Here is a 19,507-nt window from a genome sequence, read left to right on the forward strand (position 1 = left end):
TTCCGACAGACAGACACCGCCCCAGCCCCGGGCGGCCGCACCCCCAGCACTAGGAGGACCACCCCATGGTCGAGAGAACCCCACGACACCCCCGTCGGCGCCTCATCGCCGCGGTGGCGCTGGCCACCGGTGTCCTGACCGGTGTCGCGGCCTGCTCCCCAGGTCCGAGCAGCGGATCGTCCGCCGCCGGCGCGAAGACCGCCGGCCCGGTTGCCACCGACCCCGCCAAGGCCGGGAAGGTCACCCTCACCGTGTGGGACCAGAACACCGACCCGGGCGCCAACGCCTCCACCGAGGCGCTCAACAAGGCGTTCATGAAGAAGTACCCGAACGTCACCATCAAGCGCGTCTCCCGGTCCTTCACCGACCTCAAGACCACCCTGAAACTCGCGCTGTCCTCCGCCAACCCGCCCGACGTCGTCCAGGCGAACCAGGGCTACCCCGACATGGGCGCCTTCGTGAAGGCCGGGCTGCTACAGCCGGTGGACCGCTACGCCAAAGCCTACGGCTGGGACACCTCCTTCCCGTCCCAGCTGCTCGACCTCAACCGCTTCACCCCCGACGGCAAAACCTGGGAGACCGGCAATCTGTACGGCGTCTCGCAGACCGGTGAGATCGTCGGCGTCTACTACAACAAGGCCAAGCTGAAGTCGCTCGGCCTCTCCCTGCCCACCACGCTCGCCGACTTCGAGACCGCCCTGGCCAAGGCCAAGGCGTCGGGTCTGCCGCCCCTTTCCTACGGCGACGCCGACAAGAGCCCCGGCATCCACGTCTTCGGCGTCATCCAGGCCCTCGCCGCCGGCAAGTCCGAGGTCCGCAAGCTCGTCTTTGACGAGGGCGACGCCAAGTGGACGGACTCCGGTACCCTCAAGGCCGCGACCACGCTGCGCCGCTGGGCCGACAAGGGGTACCTGGGCGCCGGATTCAACGGCAAGAGCAAGGACCAGGCCGTCGCCTCCTTCGCCCAGGGCAAGTCCCTGTTCCTCGTGGAGGGCACCTGGCAGTCGGCCGTCGTCGCCCCGAAGATGAAGACGAACGTCGGCTTCACCGCGCTCAGCCCCGCCACCGGGCAGCCCCCGCTCACCCAGGGCGGCGAGGGCCTCGCGTGGTCCGTGACCTCCAAGTCCAAGCACCCGGACGCCGCCGCCGCGTACATCGACTTCCTCGTCAACAAGAACGGCATGAAGGTCGCCGCCGCCCACGGGAACCTGCCGGCCCTTCCACCGGCCGACTACAAGCCGACACCCGGCACCGTCGACGCGGACGTCCTCACCCGGTGGAAGGCCGTGAGCGAGAAGGACGGACTGCTTCCCTACCTCGACTACACCACACCGAGCTTCTACGACACGCTCACCGCCGCCGTCCAGGAGTTGACCGCCGGACATCTCAGCCCCAAGGCGTTCACCACCCGGCTCCAGTCCGACTACTCGTCCTTCCAGAACAGCAGGTAGACCCCCACCTCATGGCAGCCACCGCACACCGCCCGACGGCACGCAAGCGCCCGGCCGGCGTCCCCACCCGGGAGCCGGTCCGGCGCCGCGGCCGCGTCGTCCAGTGGAAGGGCTACCTCTACGCCCTTCCCGCCCTGATCGTCCTCGCGGTCTTCCTGCTGGTCCCGCTCGGCCAGCTGGTGCAGATCTCCCTCTTCCACTGGGACGGAATCTCCGTCTCCACATGGGCGGGGGTCGACAACTACACCGAGATCGCCCGCGACCCGCAGTTGCGCGCGGGCTTCCTCCACTCCTTCGTCCTGATCCTGTTCTTCTCCGTCATCCCGATCGCGCTCGCCCTGATGCTCGCCGCAGTCACCACGCGGGCCGGCCGGCTGCGCGGCGTCTCCGTCTTCCGCGCGATGATCTTCCTGCCGCAGGTGGTCGCCATGGTCGTGACCGCCACCGCCTGGACGGCGATCTACGCTCCCGACGGCGTGCTCAACACCGCGCTGCGCGCCATCGGGCTGGAGGCGGTCGCGCGGCCCTGGCTCGGCGACTTCTCCACCGCCCTGCCCGCCGTCGGACTCATCGGGACCTGGCTGGAGATAGGCCTGTGCCTGGTGCTGTTCATCGCCGGCATCGGGCAGATCCCGGCGGAGCTGTACGAGGCGGCGAAGCTCGACGGGGCAGGCGCGGTGCGGGAGTTCTTCGCCGTCACCCTGCCCGGACTGCGCGGGCAGATCACCGTCGCGCTCACCCTCACCGTGATCGCCGCCCTGCGCACCTTCGACCTGGTGTACATCGCCACCCACGGCGGCCCGGGCAACGCCACCAGCCTGCCCGCCTACGAGGTCTACAACCGGGCCTTCGGCACCGGTCAGGTCGGCTCAGCCTGCGCCATCGCCGTCGCCCTGACCGCGGTGATCCTCCTTCTCACCTTCCTGATCACGAAGGTCCAGCCACAGGAGGACGAGACATGATCTCCGGCCGCGAACGGGCGCTCAACTACGCCATCCTCACCATCTTCGCCGCGCTGGCCCTGATGCCGCTGATCGGCGTGGTGTCGTCCGCGCTGACCCCCGCCGCGGAATCCGGGCCCTCCTTCACCTGGCCTCACCACCTGGATTTCGGCAACTTCGCCACCGCCTGGCGTCAGGGCCACTTCGCCACCTATCTGACGTCAAGCCTGCTGGTCGCGGTGTCGGTGGTGCTCCTAACGGCCGTCCTGGCGATCCTGGCGGGCTTCTCCTTCGCGCACTTCGACTACCCCGGCCGATCAGTCCTCTTCTACGTCACCCTCATCGGGCTGATGGTGCCGCCCGAGGCCTTCGTCATCCCGCTCTACTTCAACCTGCGCGACGCCGGACTCACCGACTCCTACTGGTCGCTGATCCTCCCGCAAACCGCCCAGTCCCTCGCCTTCGGCGTCTTCTGGATGCGCAACTTCTTCCGCTCGGTGCCGGTCAGCGTCATCGAGGCGGCGCGCTTGGACGGGGCGTCTGACTGGCGGCTGCTGTGGCGGATCCTGGTGCCCACCAGCCGTCCGGCGCTGCTGACGATGGCGATGCTGGTGTTCATGTGGACCTGGAACGAGTTCCTGCTCCCGCTGGTCATGATCACCGACGAGAGCAAGCGCACCGCGCCGCTCGGCCTGGCCTTCTTCCAGAGCGAGCACACTACCCAGTACTCCGTGCTGGCGGCCGCGTCCATCATCGTCGCCCTGCCGGTCGTCGCCTCGTATGTCTTCCTACAGCGGCACTTCATCTCCGGCATGCTCTCTGGCGCGGTGAAGGGCTGAATGAGTGCCTGGAGCTTGAAGTGAACGGGAGAACGGGGGCCGCCGCGCCCGCGCGGCGACCCCCGTCCCTGTGTCCTCGCGGGTACTGGTTACCCGTCGGCCTGGGGCCACACGGCCGCCGCAGCCGCGACACCGGTGTTGAAGCTGTTGCTGATCGAGGCGATGGTGTGCCCTTCGACGCCAAGCTGGAACGCATCGAGTACGCCCTCAACGAGCGACCCGACCGCACCTTCGCCTCCGACGAGTTCGGCCCGCTCGGCATCCGCCCGACCGCCGGGACCTGCTGGGCCGGGCAGCGCAGGCCCGACCGGCTCCCGGCCACCTTCCACCGCACCCACGGAGTGCGCTACTTCCACGGCTGCTACCCGGTATGCGACGACGCCCTCTGGGGTGTCAACCAGCGCCGCAAGGGAGCCGACCACAGCCTCGCCGCGCTCAAGAACATCCGGGCGGCGCGTTCGGACGGTGCCCCGATCCACGTCATCCTCGACAACCTCTCCGCCCACAAAGGCAGCAAGATCCGCTGGTCGGCGGCCAGGAACAAGGCCGAGCTCTGCTTCACGCCGACGAACGCGTCCTGGGCCAACCCGATCGAGGCGCACTTCGGGCCGCTGCGGCAATTCACCCTCGCCAACTCGAACTACCCCAACCACACGGTCCGGACCCGCGCGTTGTACCGCTACCTGTACTGGCGCGACCAGAACGCCCGCCATCCTGACGTCCTGGCCGCCCAACGTCGTGAACGCGCCCGGGTCCGCAGCGAGAAAGGCATCCGCTGGGGCGCCCGCCCTCTCAACCTCGCGGTCTGACCGTCCGCCCGTGATCGTCAGTGACCCAGCACGGGCGGCCTCGCCGCAGGAACCTGCCCCGTCAGGGCCTTCCGGGCTTGCGGGCCAGGAGGCAGGCGTGCGGTCTGTTCACCCGTCCGCCGGGCTCCTGCTCCAGTCGCGCGGTGACGACGAGTCCGGCCTGGCCCAGCAGGCCGACCATGTGGCCCAGGGGCAGAAGGTGCGACTCATAGGACACTGGACGGCCATAGCCGTGGGTTGGCTGCAGCCGTTCATTGCCGACGTAGTCTCCCCAGAGCAGGAAGCCGCCGGGCGCGAGCGTGCGGTGGAATTCAGCGAACACCGCCGGCAGCCACTGCGGGGGCGTGTGGTGGGTGGAATACCAGGCCAGGATGCCGCCGAGTTCGTCGTCTCCCGTCTCCAACGCGGTCATCGAGCCCTCGGTGAACCGCAGGTCCGGATAGGCGTGGCGGGCCAGCCCGATCATCTTCGGTGACAGATCGACGCCGAAGGCGGACACCCCCAGCCCGGCCAGGTGCGCCGTTATGCGGCCGGGGCCGCACCCCAAGTCTGCGACTGGTCCCAGACCGGCCGTCCGCACGAGTTCAGCAAACCCCGCCAGCATCGCGCGGGACAACGGGTCCAACTCGGCTGGAGGCGGGACTCGTTCGACGTACTCGGCAGCGACCGTGTCGTACGACTCCCGGACAGCGGTCAGAAAGGAGGGCTCGGCCATGCGGGCGATCCTAGAGCAGGGAACTCACAGGCCGTGGCGCGACCTTGTTGACCTGCCTGACATCCACCGCTGCAGACACCCCGCCGTCACACCGACCCGGCGAGCCCAATTCCTTGTTAACGGTGCCGCGAGGAGCTGTGAGCCTTGCGGTGCTGTTCGAGTGCTGGACCGTGATGTCTAAACGCTGGCTGGCGGCTGACGCCTCGCATCACAGCGGCGGACGGTCCGGCATCGACAGCAGCCCTCTGGACGTCTCCTACACACCCCCTCCCTCAACCGCACGGACCTGCGCCGACGCCCGCCCCACGAGCGAGCCGCGGCCTGAGAACGCCATGACCGTCCTCGACAGCCGCGCCCTCAACCGCGCCACCCTCGCCATCGACGCATACGCCGCGGCGACCGCTGTCCTGTCCGGCCGGGCCGCAGGCGTACCGAAGGCCCGCAACGGGATCGTCGCAGCGATACGAGCCCTACGGGTAGTCCGCAAGAGCGCGGTCAAGACGCCCTCCACACCATCGTGCTGGTCCGTATGAAGTACGACCAGCGCACCCGCGAATACGTCGCTCGACGCACCGCCGAAGGCATGGCCAAGAAGGACATCATCCGGTGCCTGAAGCGATTCGTCGCCCGCGAGATCTCCCGCCACCTGCCCCACATGATCCCCACCACGGCACTGCTCCTGCAGACCGCTCGACGATCTATAGGAGCTTCCCCTCCGCGGACAGGGGCGGGCCTGCCGCATCGAGGCCGTGACATGGGATGTGTTCATTCGCGCACAGTCGGATCACCAGCTATGGATCGTCGGCAGGAACACGCTTTCGCAGGTGACGGCCGAAGAGTGTGGCCATCGGCGAGCTGGGTGCCCATGAAGGGCTTCCCGTCCCTTTTGGAACATGGGAGGTCCTGTTAGCGTGGCATGGCGTGAGCAGGGAGTGTGGAGTCCGCCTATGTCATTGACCGACAAGGCAATCGCCCGCATCAGGGAGCTGATCCAGTCCGGCGCACTGCCGCCGGGTGCCAAGCTGCCGCCCGAGCAACAGCTGGCCACGGAGCTCGGTCTGTCCAGGAATCTGATGCGTGAGGCGGTCAGAGCGCTTGTTGTCGCGCGGGTCCTGGATGTCAGGCGGGGCGACGGGACCTATGTGACGAGTCTGGAGCCCGCGCTGCTGCTTAAGGGGCTGGGCTCGGCGGTGGAATTGCTCCACGGGGACACCCTGCTCGAACTGACCGAAGTGCGCAGGCTCTTCGAGCCCGTTGCCACGAGCCTGGCCGCCACCCGGATCTCCGACGACGACCTCGTCGAGGTCAGGCACCATCTGGACGCGATGAAGGCCGCCCGCGACGATGTCGAGCTGCTCAACGAGCACGACGCCGCCTTCCACAGGGCGGTGATCGCAGCCGCCGGGAACAGCACGCTGGCCACGCTGCTGGAGGGCATCTCCAGCCGCACCGTACGCGGCCGGGTCTGGCGCGGCATGGTCGACGACCGCGCCGGTGACCGGACCATCGCCGAGCACGAGGCGATCTACGCCGCCCTGCTGCGCAGGGACTCCGCGCTGGCCGAGGCCGCGGCGCTGATGCATGTGAGCACGACGGAGCAGTGGCTGCGTCAGCACCTGTCCCGAGGTGATCGCGACACGTAGGGCGGGTAAAGTTGCCGTGTCATGGTCGGGGGCGGGACCAGCGGTCGTGTACGCCATCGTGCACTCACCCCAGTTGGGCTGCCGCCACGGCGCCCCCCGCCACCCCACGGGACCGAGCCCTTCTCACTCCAATACCCGTAGACCGGCGGATGTGCCGGGCTACACACACCGGGAACCCCCAAACCCGAGGAGACCTATGAGCCCCCGGACGCCACGCACCGGCCGCAGGTTAGCGGTGACAGCCGCTGTGGCGGCTTTCGTCGTCTGTACCGCCCCCGCAAGTGCGGCACCACTCGTCGTTGAGAACTGGACCGGTGACTCTCCCTACTTCTCTAGCACGGGTGCGTCGGGCGGCAGTCCCGAACCGGTCTCCCATACCGGAGCCGAGGACGGTAAGGCGCTGCGCATGCGGCTCCACGCCAAGCCGGCGGCGGGCCCCGGGGGCGGGGTGGAGATCGCCAGTAACGACAAGAGCTACGGATACGGAACCTACGGCACCCGTGTCCGTACGGCGGACTGTACGGACCAGGGACGCGTCGGGGTGGTCACGGGAACGTTCACCTACGCCTCGGACCATTCCGACGCCAATGGCAACGGCGTGCCGGACAACGACGAGATCGACGTCGAAGTCCTGTGCGCCCAGCCCCACGTGCTGTGGCTGACGATCTGGACCGACTACAGCGAATCGACCGGGAAGGTACGCAAGATCTCCCGAGCGATCGACATGCACACCGGGAAAGTCCTTTACAACTGCTTCGTCACCCAGCTCGGTGGGGAGTGCACGGACCCCAAGGAGGGCGAGAACAGCCCGGACAGCGTCACGCCGATCGAAGGCTTCAATTCAGCGACCCAGTTCCATACGTACATGTTCGACTGGCAGCCCGGTTCGGTGACCTTCTGGACGTACAACGACGACGGCACCAAGAACATCCTGTGGGATTACCGGGGCCCGGCGGACCGCATCCCCCATAAGCCGTCGGCCTTCATGCAGAACGTCTGGTACACGAACTCCTGGGACCCGCTGGACGGACCCGCTCATGAGCAGCCGCAGGTTGCCACGACCGCCTACATCGACTCGACAACCCTGCCGCGCTGATACCCCCCGTGGATGCGCGCCCGTGCGGCGCGCATCCACACGCGGGGCGACCCTCATCACGCGGCCTCTGCCGCCCAGACCACCGAGCAGTCGGGCGACTGGCCGGGGAGAGCCGAATTGCCCCCGCTCTCGGCGCAGTCGTCTGGCGCTACCACCCCATCTTCACCGACGGTCCCTTCGAAACGCTCCAGGCCGAACGACAGCACCATCACCACGCGGTCATCGAGCAAGTCATCGCCGACGGCAAAGCCGGGCCCCTGGCCCACCTGCCTTCGGGGAAGTTCAACGCGAACGCCGCCTCGCTGACTCTGTGGGCCATGTCCCACAACCTGCTGCGGGCCACAGGCACCCTGGCCTCGGTCTTCCACGCCAAGGCCACGGCCACAACCCTCCGCAGACACCTGGTCCACATCTGGGAACAGCTCGCCCTGCTCGCCGAGGTGACCGTGGTCGTACCATTCCGCAACGCCGACACCGCCGATCGCCGGGTTGCGCAGCTTCAACTGGCCGAAGGCGTCGGGGCCGAAGACGACATCGGGGCAAGTGAAGCTGACCGGCGACATCACCAAGGTGCCGAGCTCCGGGGACCGTCACGAGAAGACGGCGGTGATCCATAACCGTGGATCGGCGGTGGCCGCCATGGTCCGGCTGTCCCTGCTGGAGGAAGCCCACGGCCGCCGGGTGCTGCCGACGCTGTACAGCGACAACTATCTTTGGCTGCTGCCCGGTGAATCCCGCACCGTCGGTCTGTCCTGGCCGTCGTACACGTGCGGGCGCGGTGTGGGATCCAGTGGACTCACGCACGTCACCGAGGCTCGGTAACCGCCGTGCGGCGGACCACCACCTCACCCTCGTCCGTGGCGACAGCGACCGCGTACAGACCGGGCCGCCCGCCGTTGTACTTCAAGGGAAGGTCGGCGGCGCCATCGCCCAGCCACGCACGCATGTCCGCCTCGGTGCCGCCGACCTCCATCCACATGATTCCCTGGGGTGTGTTCCGCTGCCCGCTGCGCGGCTGTGCCGCCGGGTGCTCGGCGAGGTCCTCGATCAGGAACACGTTGGGCACCCCCCGCTGCCAGCAGGGGATCGTCTCGGGAACACGGATGGCGTTGCGCTGCACGCCGTCCGTCCGCTTGCGCAGCGGCTTGTCGATGGTGCTGGTGCCGAAGTGCTCGGCCAGCTCCTCCAGTTCGTCGCGTGAGTCGACCCGCAGGCACCAGCCGATGAACACGTCGCCGCCTTCGATCTGGTCGTAGAACCAGCGGGCGTTGGGGTTGGTCTGCGGCGAGTAGGCGTCGATGACGCTCTCCACCTCGATGTATTGGTCCGGTCCGAGCGGGACGATGCGGTTGGCGATGCCGAGGTGGGGGAACCAGCCCCCTTCATACTGTCCGAACCCGGTTTCCGCGCAGAGCTGTTCGGTGCCGGCGTAGATGTTGCGGGACCCCAGCGAGATGTGGTCGATCATGAGCATGGTGTTCGTCCTTCTTCAGTGGGTGGTGACTTTTTCGGCGTCGCCGTGGTGCGGGGTGGGTGTGCGGGAGGTGGTGGTGCGCGGCCGTATCCGGTTGCCGGCCACGGTGACGACGGCACAGCCGATGAGCGAGGCGGCGATGAAGTACAGGCCGCTGTTGTAGTTTCCGGTAGCGTCGCGCAGCCATCCCACGATGTAGGGCGCCAGGAAGCTTCCGATGTTGCCGAGCATCGTGGTGAGGGCGATGCCGACAGACATGGCGACGGGTCCGCGCAGGTGTCCGACCGGGATCTGCCACATAAGGAAGAGAGCGGCGTAGATACCGGACGTGAGCAGGACCGTACCGAGCAGGGTCAGCCACAGGTCGGTGGCGTTGGCGGCCAGCACGGTGCCGGCGGCGGCCAGCAGCGCACCCCAGGCCACGTGCCGTACCCGCTCGTTGCGCCGGTCCGAGCTGGACACCCAGAAGATGGCGACGAGTGTCGCGGGGATGTAGACGGCCCCGGAGAGCAGACCCGTCTGGACCACGTTCAGCTTCGTGTGGGCCTGCTGGGCGAAGCCGGCGATGATCAGCGGAAGGAACGCGGTGATGGCGGCGAAACCGACCCATAGGAGGCTGACGCCCGCGGAAAGGGTGATCAGGCGGAGGTCGCGCAGCCGCTGCAGAACGTCGCTGAAACGGATCTTCTGCTTCTCCATGGCGGTCTCGGCCGCGGTGACCTCCAGCAGGGCCGCCCGTTCCGGCTCCGTGAGCCAGGTGGCGGTCGCCGGAGAGTCGGTCAGGAAACGCAGCAGCACCAGACCGATGATGATCGTCGGCGCTCCCTCAAGAAGGAACATCCACCGCCATCCCGCCACGCCCAGTACGCCGTTGGCGTACTGGATGATGGCCGCGGACAGCGGGGTTCCCAGGATCGCGTAGAACGGCAGGCAGACCAGAGCGGTCACCCGGCCGCGCATCCGCGGTGGGAACCAGATCGTCAGATACATCAGCATGCCGGGGAGCATGCCTGCCTCGACGGCGCCCAAGGCGATTCTGATTGCGATGAGGCTGCTCTCGCCCTGGACCAGGCTGGTCAGCACGGCGACGACGCCCCAGCAGATCGTGAGCAGACCGAGCCAGCGCCGTGGCCCCAGCCGGTTGAGTGCCAGGTTGCTGGGGACCTGCAGAGCGATGTAACCGGCCGAGAAGATCCCGGTGGCGAAGCCGAAGGCGGAGGCGCTGATGCCGAGGTCGGCATTCATGGTCAGCGCGGCGGTCCCGAGGTTGACCCGGTCGAGGTAACCGGCCGTGTAGAGGAGCAGGACCAGCGGGCCCAGGCGTCTCAGGGCTTTTCTGACGGCCTGGCGTTCGGCCAGGGAGGAGTCTGACATGTGGGTTCCCTTCTCGGAACGGCTGTCCGCCTGTCTCGGCGGGGGAGGGAACGGCGTCGCGTCGTGCCCGTCCCCGCCCGGCGAACGCCGTTCGCCGGGCGGGCACGTATGGGCCGGTCACGGTGGGGTGCCGCAGGTGAGTGAGGTGGGGCGCAGTGGACCCGTCACAGGCCGAGGAACGCCCGCGCGTTGGCGGTGAGCGTTCCGGCATCCGGTCCGTGGTCGGTGGCGAAGCGGACGGGGTCCGGCTGGGCCATGTCGAATGGGTAGTCGCTCCCGCAGACGACACCGCCCTCGGAGGCGTGCGCGGCCAGCAGCCCCATCAGTGCGGGATCGTGGGTGACGCTGTCGAAGAACAGCTCGCCGAAGACCTCGTCCGGCGGCCGGGTCGAGTGGCGGCGCACATCGGCCCGGGTGTGCCAGCCGTGGGTCCACCGGCCGAGCAGCCCCGGTGCGCAACCGCCGCCGTGCACGAAGCAGATCCGCAGCCCCGGCAGCTCCTCCTTGATGCCGCCCAGCAGCAGCGCGGCGACGGCGGTGGCGCTCTCGACGGGGTTACCTATGAGGTTGGGGAGGTAGTGCTCCGACCATTCCGGCCGGGGCAGTTGCATCGGATGGACGAGCACGGCGAGGTCGAGATCCACGGCGTCGGTGAGGATGTGGCGCAGCATGCCTTGGTCCAGGGAGCGGCCGGCGAGCAGCGGCGGTATCGCGATCCCGGCGATGCCGTCGGTCCCGGCCAGCCGCTCCATCTGGGCGCGAGCCTCGTTGGAGTCGTCGAGACTCACCATGCCGAGCCCTATGAGCCTGCCATCGGCATCGGAGACCACGACGGAGAGCGCGTCGTTGAAGGCGGAGACATACGCACCGCCCCCCGGCCCGCCTGCCACAGGGAACGCGAACGGCGGCGCGGACAGGACCCGCACACCCACCCCCGCGGCGCGCATGTCCTCGAGGATGGCGGGGACGTCACTCATCGCCCGGGTCGGGATGGACAGCGGCATGTCGCCGAGGTGGAGTTGGCCGTCGCGGTCGTGCATGTGCCCGTACGGGGCCCCCGGGGGGAGGCCGAACAACTCGGTGGGCAGCCAGTGGGCGTGGACGTCGATGACGCCCTGGGCGAGCGGGGTGCTGATCACGGTCGCGGCTCCTGCCGGGCGTCCGGCCCGTGGCCGTGGATGTCCAGCGGCGTGTTGGCGCTGTCGAGGTGTTCGACGGTGGTGAAGACGAGCTCGGTGCCGCCGACGTTCTCGATGTCGTGCAGGAGGTACTCGCCCGGGCCGAAGGTGAAGTGGCGGGTCTCCCCGGCGTCGTAGGAGACCTCCCGGGTCGTGCCGTCGTGCGTGTGCTGGCGGCTGCGGCCTGCGTTCACCGCGGTCCAGAAGTAGTCCAGGACGTGCCGATGGGCGTGCCAGCGCTCGCCGGGGGCGAGCCGGATCTCCCAGACCCGCACCCGCGGTGTCTGGCTCAGCAGCCGGGAGCCGACCCGGCCGTCGTGGGAGTGCGCCTCGAACTCGGTACGTAGCTCCCGGGTCCATCCGTCGAACCCGGTGGCGACGAGGTCGCCGGCCAGTGGCAGGTCCGCGAGAAAGTTCTCGCTGGTCATTGTGGCTCCTTGTGTGTGGTCGGTGGTGGGTCGGGGGGCGCCCGGGTCCGCGGTGGGGTCAGTGCCCGGGGCCGTAAAGACCGAACCGCAGGCTCGGATCGCCGGGCGTCCAGGTGTTCGCGAACTGGGACCGCTCGCCCATGGAGACGACCCGCTCCAGCAGCCGGGCGCTGAGTTCGAGCTGGACCGGCTCCCACTTGCGCAGGGCGGCGCTGACGTCGCCCTCCGCCTCCCGCAGCGCGGCGACCAGGGCCCAGGCGTCGGCCGCCGCCTTCGCGGTGCCGGCCGCGGCGTGCGGCCGGGCCGCACACGCCGCGTCACCGATCAGGGCCACCCGGCCGTCGGTCATCCGGGACGCGCGCGCATCGGAGACGACCTGGACGTACGGCGCGGCGGTCGAGGTCACGACCTCGGCCGCGGCGGGGGACAGCATCCGCCGCGCGGCGTCCCGCATCTCGTCCACGTAGCGGTCCTGGACCTGGGAGGGGTGGATCGACACCGTGCCGGGAAAGCCGCGCTTGTCGATCAGCATCTCGGACAGCTCGGGGCCCTCGGGCACGTTCCGGTACCAGACGTAATTCATGAGCCGGTCCTGTGGCCCGGTACCGCCTTCGCCGGGGATCGGGTAGAGCGTGATGTGGGAGTGGGGCACCACGGTGTAGGTGATGGAGTCCTTCAGCAGCTCGCGGGTGCCCTCGGACAGATCCTTCTCCGGGACCGTTCCGCGCCATCCGATGTAGCCGGAGTAGGTGAGATCCGCGGCCGGGTCGAGGCGCCGGCGCCCGATGGAGGTGATTCCGTCGGCGAAGACCACCAGATCCGCCGTCACTTCACGCCCGCTCACGAACCGCACGGTGACGGACCGGTCGTCCTGGGCGAATCCGCAGGCGTACTCGCCCAGATGGTAGTGGTCGGTTCCAAAGTCGCCGAGTAGGGCGCGGTAGAACGTGCCCCATGATGTGTAGCTCCAGGTCCGCCGCTCGCGGTGCACGATGCGGTTGTCGGTGTCCAGGTACTGGACCCAGTCCGTGGAGGTGCTGAGGTTCTCCGGATGCTGGTCACTGCGCTCGGTGAACCAGCGCAGGGTGTCCGGCTGTAGCACGATGCCGCTGCCGCGGCCGTCGAGGGCGGTGGGGGTCCGCTCGAAGACGTCGACCGTGAAGCCCAGGTCGCGCAGGAGGAGGGCGGTGGTCAACCCGCCGATCGACCCGCCGATGACCGCCGCGGTGGCGCCGTCGTACGCGTTCATGTCTACATCTCCTTGCTGGTGATCGGCCTGGTCCGCGGCTGCGCCTGGACCGGGCCGGGGGCAATGGGGTCGCTGGGGAGTTCGGCTCCGCGTGTCTCCGGTGCGAAGGCGAGACCGGCCACGGCGATCAGTCCGACCGCGGCGACACATGTGGTCGCCAGGCCCAGGTCTCCGTCGAACCACGAGGCGGCGATGACGCTGGCCACCAGCGGGCCGGCCGCGGTGATGATCCGCCCGATGCTGTTGCACAGGGCCATGCCGGTGGCTCGCACACTGGGCGGGAAGAGTTCGGGACCGTAGACGAAGGTGCCCGACAGGGCCCCGAACAGGCCGAATCCGACGACCGGCAGGGCGAGCAGGAACTCGCCGTAGCCGTGCTGGAAGGGGAAGAGATAGCAGACGCTCACGGCGGAGACGGCGAAGCTGATGGCGAAGGCCTTGCGCCGGCCGAACGCGTCGGCGAGGAATCCCCACGAGGCGTAGCCGAGGATGCCGCCCGCGTTGAACAGCATCGAGGCGACCGCGACATGGCTGTTGGCCGTGTCCGGGGACAGCGCGTCGTCGGCGGCGACCTGGCGGATGATCTGGGGATACCAGGTCGACACGCTCCAGAAGGCGATCAGCGAGCCGGTGGCCAGCGCCGTGCAGATCGCCGTCCGGTTCAGCAGCGGCGCGGCGAGCAGCCGGCGCAGGACGAACCGGTCCGCCTCGGTGACCTGGCCCTGCGACTTCCGTATCCGGCGTGCGGCGATGGCGCCCCGGATCTCCGGGGGCTCGGGAACGTAGCGGCGGATGAACCACACGAGGAGGGCGGGCGCCACCGCGATGCCCATCATCAGCCGCCAGCCGTGGTCGCCGAGCAGCTGGTAGGCGAGCGCGGCGATGAAGAAGCCGGCCGCGTAGCCGGACATCATCACGCCGCAGGCCCGCGCCCGGTAGCGGTTGCGCCATACCTCGGCCACCAGCGCGGCCCCGACCGGGGCCTCGACGCCCGAGCCGAGCCCGGCGACGAACCGGAAGGCACCGAGTTGCCACCAGGTGTCGGCGAACGCCGCCAGCGCGGTGAACACCGCGTAGGTGACGATGCCGGCGGACAGCACCCGGACCCGCCCGAAGTAGTCGGCGAGCATGCCGAACAGGAGCCCGCCGACCGCCCAGCCGGTGAGGAACAGGGCCACGGTCAGGCCGCCGTAGAACCCGATACCGTCGGGGCTCACCCCGATGCCGCTGTGCGGCAGCAGCTCGGTCATGGCCGGGCCGAGGACCAGCGCGTAGAGGCTTCCGGCGAAGCCGTCCAGGGCCCAGCCCATCGTCGTCCCCAGCAGGACGAGCCATTGCATTCGGGTGATCTCCGCGCGCCAGCCGCGAGCGGGCCGGGCGACCTGTGTATTCGACATGGGCGGGTCCTTCGTTGGACGTTGCCGGACGGAAGTCGTCGTGGGAACGAGGGGGGAGCCTCTGGAGGGGGGGAGAGGGGAGGAAAGCGCCGTGGGACAGCCGGTCAGTTGAGACGGCCGGGCTCGGTGCTGCCGTACCAGTCGACGTCGTCGGCGGAGGTGCGCACCACGACGGTCTTGACCCAGGTGAAGTCGTCGAAGGACTCCTGGCCGGCATCCCGTCCGGTGCCGGACTCCTTGATCCCGCCCCACGGGAGCGACGGCTCCAGCCGATGGTGATCGTTGACCCACACCATTCCGGCGGTGATGCGGTCCGCGACGCGGTGACCACGGCCGATGTCACGGGTCCAGACGCCGGCCCCGAGACCGAAGCGGTTGTCGTTGGCCATCGCGACCGCGTCGTCCTCCCCGTCGAAGGGCACGACGACCGTGACCGGTCCGAAGATCTCCTCGCGGGTGACGGTCATGGACATCGTGGCGTCGGCCAGTACGGTGGGCTGCACGTAGTAGCCGGAGCCGAGCTCGGCCGGCAGGTCGGGTATGGCCCCGCCGGCGGTGATCCGGGCGCCCTCCTGCGCACCGGTCGCGATCAGACGCAGGACCTTGTCCCGCTGGACCCTGCTGATCAGTGGTCCCAGCTGGGTTCCCGGCTGCGCGGGGTCGCCGATCCGGATCGCCGACGCCCGTGCGCTCAGCGCCTCGACGAAGGCGTCGTAGCTGCCGCGCTGGACGAGGAACCGCGAACCGGCGACACAGGACTGGCCGGCCGCCACGAAGGCCGCGAACGCCGCCCCCTCGGCGGCGACCAGCGGGTCGATGTCGTCGAAGACGACGATCGGGGTCTTGCCACCGAGCTCCGCGGTGACGCGGGCGAAGCGGGCCGCCGTGGCGACAGCCGCGGCCCGTCCGGCCTCGGTGCCACCGGTCAGCGTGATCTTGGCGATGTCGGGATGCCCGGTCAGCCGTTCGCCCACCTCGCGCCCGCCGGTGACGACCATGGCGACGTCCTCGGGCAGTCCGGCATCGCGCAGGATGCCGAGCAGAGCCAGTGTGGTCAGCGGCGTCATTTCGGAGGGCTTGATCACTACGGTGTTTCCGGTGGCCAGCGCGGCGGACAGACTGCGCGCGAGGATCAGCAGCGGGTGGTTGAACGGGGTGATGATCCCGCACACGCCGAGCGGTGACCGGCGCTGGTAGGTGAGGTAAGGGCCGTCGCCCGGCAGGACCGCGTCCCGCTGGGCGGCCAGCAGGCCCGCGTTGTAGCGGAACCACTCCGGGACGCGGGCGAGCTGTGCCCTGGTCTCGGTGATGGGACGGCCATTGTTCCGCGTCTCCAGCTGGAACAGCGTCTCGGTGTGTGCCTCGATCGCGTCGGCGAAGCGCAGCAGGTGCCTGGCTCGCTCACTGCGCGGCATGCGTGGCCACGGACCGGAATCGAAGGCCGTCCTCGCCGTCTCCACCGCCTTGTCCACCTCGGCGACCGTGCTGTCCGGGACGGTGCGTATCACCTCGCCGGTGGCCGGGTTGATGATCGCCCTATCGCGGCGAGCGACGCCGTCGGCCGGTGGCGCGGCTGTGTCAGGGCGCTGGGTGTTGGTCTGGTTCATGGGCTGTCCTTATGACGGGCACAGGGCTGCATGTTTCGGCGCGGCAGGGAAGGGGAGCCGTGTCCGCGCCCCGATGCAGTGGCGTGCGGTCGAGTATGGGGACACGGTTCACGCATCTCTATGTCCGGGGAGATATATTCGAGCTTGATGTATGTCTTCAGCGACACTCTCGTCCGTGCCATGCTGAATACATGTCGACGCTGTCACGGAAAGGTGCGGGCCCTGCCCGGTCGAGCGGAAGCGAGTCGCACGCCGAGCTGCGGCGCTGGCTCGAGGCCGTGCAGGCATTGAGCACCGCGGTGAGTTCCGGACGAAGCCTGCGCGAGGTCCTCGACCTCGTCGCGGACACGGCGCGGTCCTTGCTGGGGTTCGACTTCTGCGGAGTGTTGATCCCCGACGGCTCCGGGCGGAACCTCGTGATCGAAGGATGGAGCGGACTGTCGGCCGAGTACGTGGCGCGCGTCAACTCCGACCGCCCGGTGCGGTTGCTCGGGAACGGTCTTCACCACGCACCGTCGAGTCAGGCATTTCGGTCGGGTGAGCCCGTCGCGGTGCGGGACATCGCCCGGGAGCCGCAGTTCACGCCATGGGGCGGGGTCGCGAAGGAGCAGGGTTACCGGTCGATGCTCTCGGTGCCTCTGGTCGCCGGCAGCGAAGTGGTCGGCACGCTCAACAGCTACCACTCTGTCGCCCACGACTTCACCGATCACGAGATCGAGCGGCTCACCTTGCTGGCCAATCACGCCGCGATCGCGCTCACCTCGGCACGGATGGTCGAGGAACTTCAGCAGCTGACCACCTCGCTTCGCGGCCAGCGCGACCTGCTGACAAAATCAGAACGCATCCACGAACGCCTCCTGTCGGTCGCGCTCCGGGCCGGCGGGCTCGACGGCATCGTCATGACGCTGGCGGAACTCGTGTCGCGGCCCGTACTCGTCGAGGACGCGCGGGGCACCGTGCTCGCCCTCACTGGCCCTCTCGCGGAGTTGCCGGGCGCCGACGTCCGAGCGGCGCTGCCACTGGAGGAGGATATGTCCGAGCCGCATATGCTCGGCACCGGCCTGGTCCGCGAGCATGGCGGCCATGTCGCTGCCACCGTTCGGCTGGCTGGTGAGGTGGTCGCCCGGCTGTGGCTGCCGCGCGGTGCTGAGGAGTTCTCAACACTCGACGAACGCGCCCTCGAACACGCCTCGATCGTGGTATCGCTCGAGCTGTTCCGGTTGCGCACCGGAACCGAGGTCGAGCACCGGCTGCGCGGCGAACTGCTCGCCGACATCCTGAGCGGTGCGGCTGCCGAATCCCGCCCGCTGAGGGAGCGCGCCGACCGACTGGGGCACGACTTGTCCCGGCCCCACGCCGCCCTCGTCGGCCAACTCGAGGTGGCGACCGAATCCCGGCGTCCCCGTGCCTACCAGCGAGCACTGACTCTGGTGTCCGAGCTGGCTGCCACGTACAGACCGAGACCCCTCGTCGCGATGCACCAGGGAGCGATGGTCGCGCTCTGGCCCCTGGACGGGGCCCGTACGGGAGCGGCAGCGGGCGCGGCCGGAAGGGCGGAGCCCATGGGCGCCGTCGCCTCATCGATACGCCGCGCGATGGCTTCGGTTCCGGGCGCCGAGGGAGCAACCGTGGCGGTGTCCGCCACCGAGCGACAGACCGTCCGGCAGGCGTACCGGACTGCCCGCGGAGCGCTCAACGTGGCGCTGCGCACGGGGCGTTCCGACATCGTTGTGACGCCGGAGGACCTCGGCGTCGCGGGTCTGCTCCTGCAACTCAACGACGCCCGGCAGCTGGTGGCCTTCGCCGACCGTACCTTGGCGGCGGTTCGGGAGCACGATCTGCGGCGTGGCACTCATCTACTGCGGACGCTCCGCGTCTACCTGGACAGTGATCTCAGCAGGACCGAGGCCGCGCAGAGGCTCAACGTCCATCCCAATACGGTGAGCCAGCGCCTGCGGCGGATCGAAGTGGTGGCCGACATCGACCTCTCCGCTCCGACAACCATCGTGGAGGTCAGTGCGGCCCTGCTGCTCCTGGATGTCGCCGAGGGCGGACAGCCGGCCTGACCGGGGGCGAAGGAGCCGCATGGTGGAATCGGCTGTCGTCTCCCTGTGTCGTTGCGACACGAATCTCGCTTCGGCCAGCAGTGCCCCGTACGTGTGCGTGCCCAGACCTGTTGCCGGACCTGGTGGCCGTCGACGCTCAGGAGCCTCACGGTCGATTGAGCTCCCCAAGGGATGATTGTGATAAGGAGAAATTCCTTTTACTGTGCCGCCACTGCACTGAACAGCACAGGCCGGGCGCCCCTTCCGACGAAGGGCGCCCGGCCTGCCTGGTGCGGAACACGCCCCGTCGGCCGCGCTGGAGGGCGTACGGCACTGGCGGCTGCATCTGCCCGTCCTGGCCCTGAGTTCGTGGCCTTCCCGCTGGTCGCGCTGGCCATCGCCCTGCTACCGGACCGGATGCTCGGTGCCGAGCTCACCGCCGGTGTGCTCTTCCTGGCCGTGCTGCCGTCCACCGTCCAGTCTTCCATCGCCTTCACCTCCTTGGCACGCGGCAACGTGGCCGCGGGCTTGTGCTCGGTGTCGTTCTCCACGGTGCTGGGCGTTGTCCTCACCCCTGCGCTGGCGGTCCTGTTGATACAGCGAACCGAGGGCGGCGGCATCCCGTTCGGCTTCGGCCAACTTGGCGACATTGTCGTGCAGTTGCTGCTGTCGTTCCTCCCGGGGCAGGCGGTACGGCGCTGGATCGCCGAATGGCTTGGCCGGTACCGCGGCCTGATCAGCATCTGTGACCGGGGTTCGATTCTGCTGGTAATCTACTCGGCGTTCAGCCGGGGTATGACCACCGGCATCTGGCAGCGCGTGTCGTCGGCGCGGCTGGTGCTGCTCGGCGCACTGTGCGTGCTGCTGTTGTGTGTCGTCCTGCTCCTGGCCGACCGCTGTGCGCGGATGTTGCACCTGTACCGGGAGGATCGGGTGACCGCGGTCTTCTGCGGCGCCGCCAAGAGCCTGGCCAGCGGGCTGCCCACGGTCTTCGTGCTGTTTCCGGCGAGCCGGGTCGCCATGACCGTACTGCTCGTGATGCTGTACCACACCCTCTAGCTCGTGGTCTGTGCATGGCTGGCCCGCCGCTGGCCGACCGCCCTCCGCGGCACAACGACGCAGTCCACTCCCCACACGCCTGCCCCGGCCGTCGGCCCCCGCTCCGACCCCCCGTTATCTTCTTCGCGGTCCTGCAAGAGGACCGCTGGCCTCCGGGCCCGGCATGACTGTTCCCCCCTGTCGCAGGGATGACCTGGGGGGT

General features: G+C 69.0%; 17 protein-coding genes and 2 pseudogenes. 10 read left to right on the top strand and 9 right to left on the bottom strand.

The window, feature by feature from the left end:
• Positions 1-65: 65 nt before the first annotated feature.
• The 4 genes and pseudogenes from ACFYOY_RS47350 to ACFYOY_RS47365 form a co-directional block, all read left to right on the top strand.
• On the top strand, positions 66-1,451 hold the full coding sequence (locus ACFYOY_RS47350; RefSeq protein ID WP_351904172.1) for an extracellular solute-binding protein: 1,386 nt from the start codon (positions 66-68) through the stop codon (positions 1,449-1,451).
• An 11-nt stretch (positions 1,452-1,462) separates the two neighbouring features.
• On the top strand, positions 1,463-2,413 hold the full coding sequence (locus ACFYOY_RS47355; RefSeq protein WP_351904175.1) for a sugar ABC transporter permease: 951 nt from the start codon (positions 1,463-1,465) through the stop codon (positions 2,411-2,413).
• On the top strand, positions 2,410-3,231 hold the full coding sequence (locus tag ACFYOY_RS47360) for a carbohydrate ABC transporter permease (protein ID WP_351904178.1): 822 nt from the start codon (positions 2,410-2,412) through the stop codon (positions 3,229-3,231). The genes ACFYOY_RS47355 and ACFYOY_RS47360 overlap by 4 nt, the downstream gene beginning before the upstream one ends.
• 176 nt (positions 3,232-3,407) lie before the next feature.
• Positions 3,408-4,040, top strand: a pseudogene (locus tag ACFYOY_RS47365) (transposase); the annotation flags it as partial.
• A 61-nt stretch (positions 4,041-4,101) separates the two neighbouring features.
• Here ACFYOY_RS47365 and ACFYOY_RS47370 read toward each other — a convergent pair.
• A complete protein-coding gene (locus ACFYOY_RS47370) occupies positions 4,102-4,755 on the bottom strand; it encodes a class I SAM-dependent methyltransferase (protein WP_351904181.1) in 654 nt (217 codons plus the stop codon).
• Positions 4,756-4,892: 137 nt separating this feature from the next.
• On the opposite strand from ACFYOY_RS47370, the gene ACFYOY_RS47375 reads away from it, so the two are divergent.
• The 3 genes from ACFYOY_RS47375 (at position 4,893) to ACFYOY_RS47385 (ending at position 7,494) form a co-directional block, all read left to right on the top strand.
• The gene (locus ACFYOY_RS47375) at positions 4,893-5,288 is read left to right on the top strand and encodes a hypothetical protein (RefSeq protein WP_351904184.1); all 396 of its coding nucleotides are present in this window, start codon (positions 4,893-4,895) and stop codon (positions 5,286-5,288) included.
• Positions 5,289-5,702: 414 nt separating this feature from the next.
• Positions 5,703-6,398: a FadR/GntR family transcriptional regulator gene (locus tag ACFYOY_RS47380; RefSeq protein WP_351904187.1), complete on the top strand. Its 696-nt coding sequence runs from the start codon at positions 5,703-5,705 to the stop codon at positions 6,396-6,398.
• 406 nt (positions 6,399-6,804) lie between these two features.
• Positions 6,805-7,494: a glycoside hydrolase family 16 protein gene (locus ACFYOY_RS47385; protein ID WP_351904190.1), complete on the top strand. Its 690-nt coding sequence runs from the start codon at positions 6,805-6,807 to the stop codon at positions 7,492-7,494.
• Positions 7,495-7,550: 56 nt separating this feature from the next.
• On the opposite strand, the gene ACFYOY_RS47390 is transcribed toward ACFYOY_RS47385, so the two are convergent.
• A complete protein-coding gene (locus tag ACFYOY_RS47390) occupies positions 7,551-8,063 on the bottom strand; it encodes a hypothetical protein (protein WP_351904255.1) in 513 nt (170 codons plus the stop codon).
• On the opposite strand from ACFYOY_RS47390, the pseudogene ACFYOY_RS47395 reads away from it, so the two are divergent.
• Positions 8,035-8,316, top strand: a pseudogene (locus ACFYOY_RS47395) (glycoside hydrolase family 2 protein); the annotation flags it as partial. The gene ACFYOY_RS47390 and the pseudogene ACFYOY_RS47395 overlap by 29 nt on opposite strands.
• Here the strand turns inward: ACFYOY_RS47395 and ACFYOY_RS47400 are convergent.
• The 7 genes from ACFYOY_RS47400 to ACFYOY_RS47430 all read right to left on the bottom strand — a co-directional run bounded on the left by ACFYOY_RS47400 (position 8,300) and on the right by ACFYOY_RS47430 (position 16,201).
• Positions 8,300-8,968 (bottom strand): VOC family protein, encoded by a 669-nt coding sequence (locus tag ACFYOY_RS47400; RefSeq protein ID WP_351904193.1) that lies wholly within the window; start codon positions 8,966-8,968, stop codon positions 8,300-8,302. The pseudogene ACFYOY_RS47395 and the gene ACFYOY_RS47400 overlap by 17 nt on opposite strands.
• 15 nt (positions 8,969-8,983) lie before the next feature.
• On the bottom strand, positions 8,984-10,342 hold the full coding sequence (locus tag ACFYOY_RS47405; RefSeq protein WP_351904196.1) for an MFS transporter: 1,359 nt from the start codon (positions 10,340-10,342) through the stop codon (positions 8,984-8,986).
• Between the two features lie 164 nt (positions 10,343-10,506).
• Positions 10,507-11,481, bottom strand: a complete 975-nt coding sequence (locus ACFYOY_RS47410) for an amidohydrolase family protein (protein WP_351904199.1) — start codon at positions 11,479-11,481, stop codon at positions 10,507-10,509.
• A complete protein-coding gene (locus ACFYOY_RS47415; RefSeq protein ID WP_351904202.1) occupies positions 11,478-11,948 on the bottom strand; it encodes a hypothetical protein in 471 nt (156 codons plus the stop codon). Before ACFYOY_RS47415 ends, ACFYOY_RS47410 begins: the two co-directional genes overlap by 4 nt.
• A 58-nt stretch (positions 11,949-12,006) precedes the next feature.
• Entirely contained in the window at positions 12,007-13,197 is a 1,191-nt protein-coding gene (locus ACFYOY_RS47420; RefSeq protein WP_351904204.1) for an FAD binding domain-containing protein, read from the bottom strand.
• 2 nt (positions 13,198-13,199) lie between these two features.
• Positions 13,200-14,594 (bottom strand): MFS transporter, encoded by a 1,395-nt coding sequence (locus ACFYOY_RS47425; RefSeq protein ID WP_351904207.1) that lies wholly within the window; start codon positions 14,592-14,594, stop codon positions 13,200-13,202.
• 104 nt (positions 14,595-14,698) lie between these two features.
• Complete coding sequence (locus tag ACFYOY_RS47430; protein ID WP_388594225.1) at positions 14,699-16,201, bottom strand: aldehyde dehydrogenase; 1,503 nt, start codon at positions 16,199-16,201, stop codon at positions 14,699-14,701.
• A 299-nt stretch (positions 16,202-16,500) separates the two neighbouring features.
• On the opposite strand from ACFYOY_RS47430, the gene ACFYOY_RS47435 reads away from it, so the two are divergent.
• Together ACFYOY_RS47435 and ACFYOY_RS47440 are read left to right on the top strand one after the other, a co-directional pair.
• A complete protein-coding gene (locus ACFYOY_RS47435) occupies positions 16,501-18,267 on the top strand; it encodes a helix-turn-helix domain-containing protein (protein WP_388594227.1) in 1,767 nt (588 codons plus the stop codon).
• Between the two features lie 348 nt (positions 18,268-18,615).
• Positions 18,616-19,305: a bile acid:sodium symporter gene (locus ACFYOY_RS47440; RefSeq protein ID WP_351904215.1), complete on the top strand. Its 690-nt coding sequence runs from the start codon at positions 18,616-18,618 to the stop codon at positions 19,303-19,305.
• Positions 19,306-19,507: the final 202 nt, after the last annotated feature.

This window comes from Streptomyces sp. NPDC007875, assembly GCF_042868035.1.
GTDB classification, from domain to species: domain Bacteria; phylum Actinomycetota; class Actinomycetes; order Streptomycetales; family Streptomycetaceae; genus Streptomyces; species Streptomyces antimycoticus.

Coding starts and splice junctions, on each gene's coding strand:
- ACFYOY_RS47370 (WP_351904181.1), bottom strand. CDS start 4,755: ATGGCCGAGCCCTCCTTTCTGACCGCTGTCCGGGAGTCGTACGACACG.
- ACFYOY_RS47430 (WP_388594225.1), bottom strand. CDS start 16,201: ATGAACCAGACCAACACCCAGCGCCCTGACACAGCCGCGCCACCGGCC.
- ACFYOY_RS47380 (WP_351904187.1), top strand. CDS start 5,703: ATGTCATTGACCGACAAGGCAATCGCCCGCATCAGGGAGCTGATCCAG.
- ACFYOY_RS47360 (WP_351904178.1), top strand. CDS start 2,410: ATGATCTCCGGCCGCGAACGGGCGCTCAACTACGCCATCCTCACCATC.
- ACFYOY_RS47405 (WP_351904196.1), bottom strand. CDS start 10,342: ATGTCAGACTCCTCCCTGGCCGAACGCCAGGCCGTCAGAAAAGCCCTG.
- ACFYOY_RS47415 (WP_351904202.1), bottom strand. CDS start 11,948: ATGACCAGCGAGAACTTTCTCGCGGACCTGCCACTGGCCGGCGACCTC.
- ACFYOY_RS47350 (WP_351904172.1), top strand. CDS start 66: ATGGTCGAGAGAACCCCACGACACCCCCGTCGGCGCCTCATCGCCGCG.
- ACFYOY_RS47355 (WP_351904175.1), top strand. CDS start 1,463: ATGGCAGCCACCGCACACCGCCCGACGGCACGCAAGCGCCCGGCCGGC.
- ACFYOY_RS47385 (WP_351904190.1), top strand. CDS start 6,805: ATGCGGCTCCACGCCAAGCCGGCGGCGGGCCCCGGGGGCGGGGTGGAG.
- ACFYOY_RS47425 (WP_351904207.1), bottom strand. CDS start 14,594: ATGTCGAATACACAGGTCGCCCGGCCCGCTCGCGGCTGGCGCGCGGAG.
- ACFYOY_RS47420 (WP_351904204.1), bottom strand. CDS start 13,197: ATGAACGCGTACGACGGCGCCACCGCGGCGGTCATCGGCGGGTCGATC.
- ACFYOY_RS47400 (WP_351904193.1), bottom strand. CDS start 8,968: ATGCTCATGATCGACCACATCTCGCTGGGGTCCCGCAACATCTACGCC.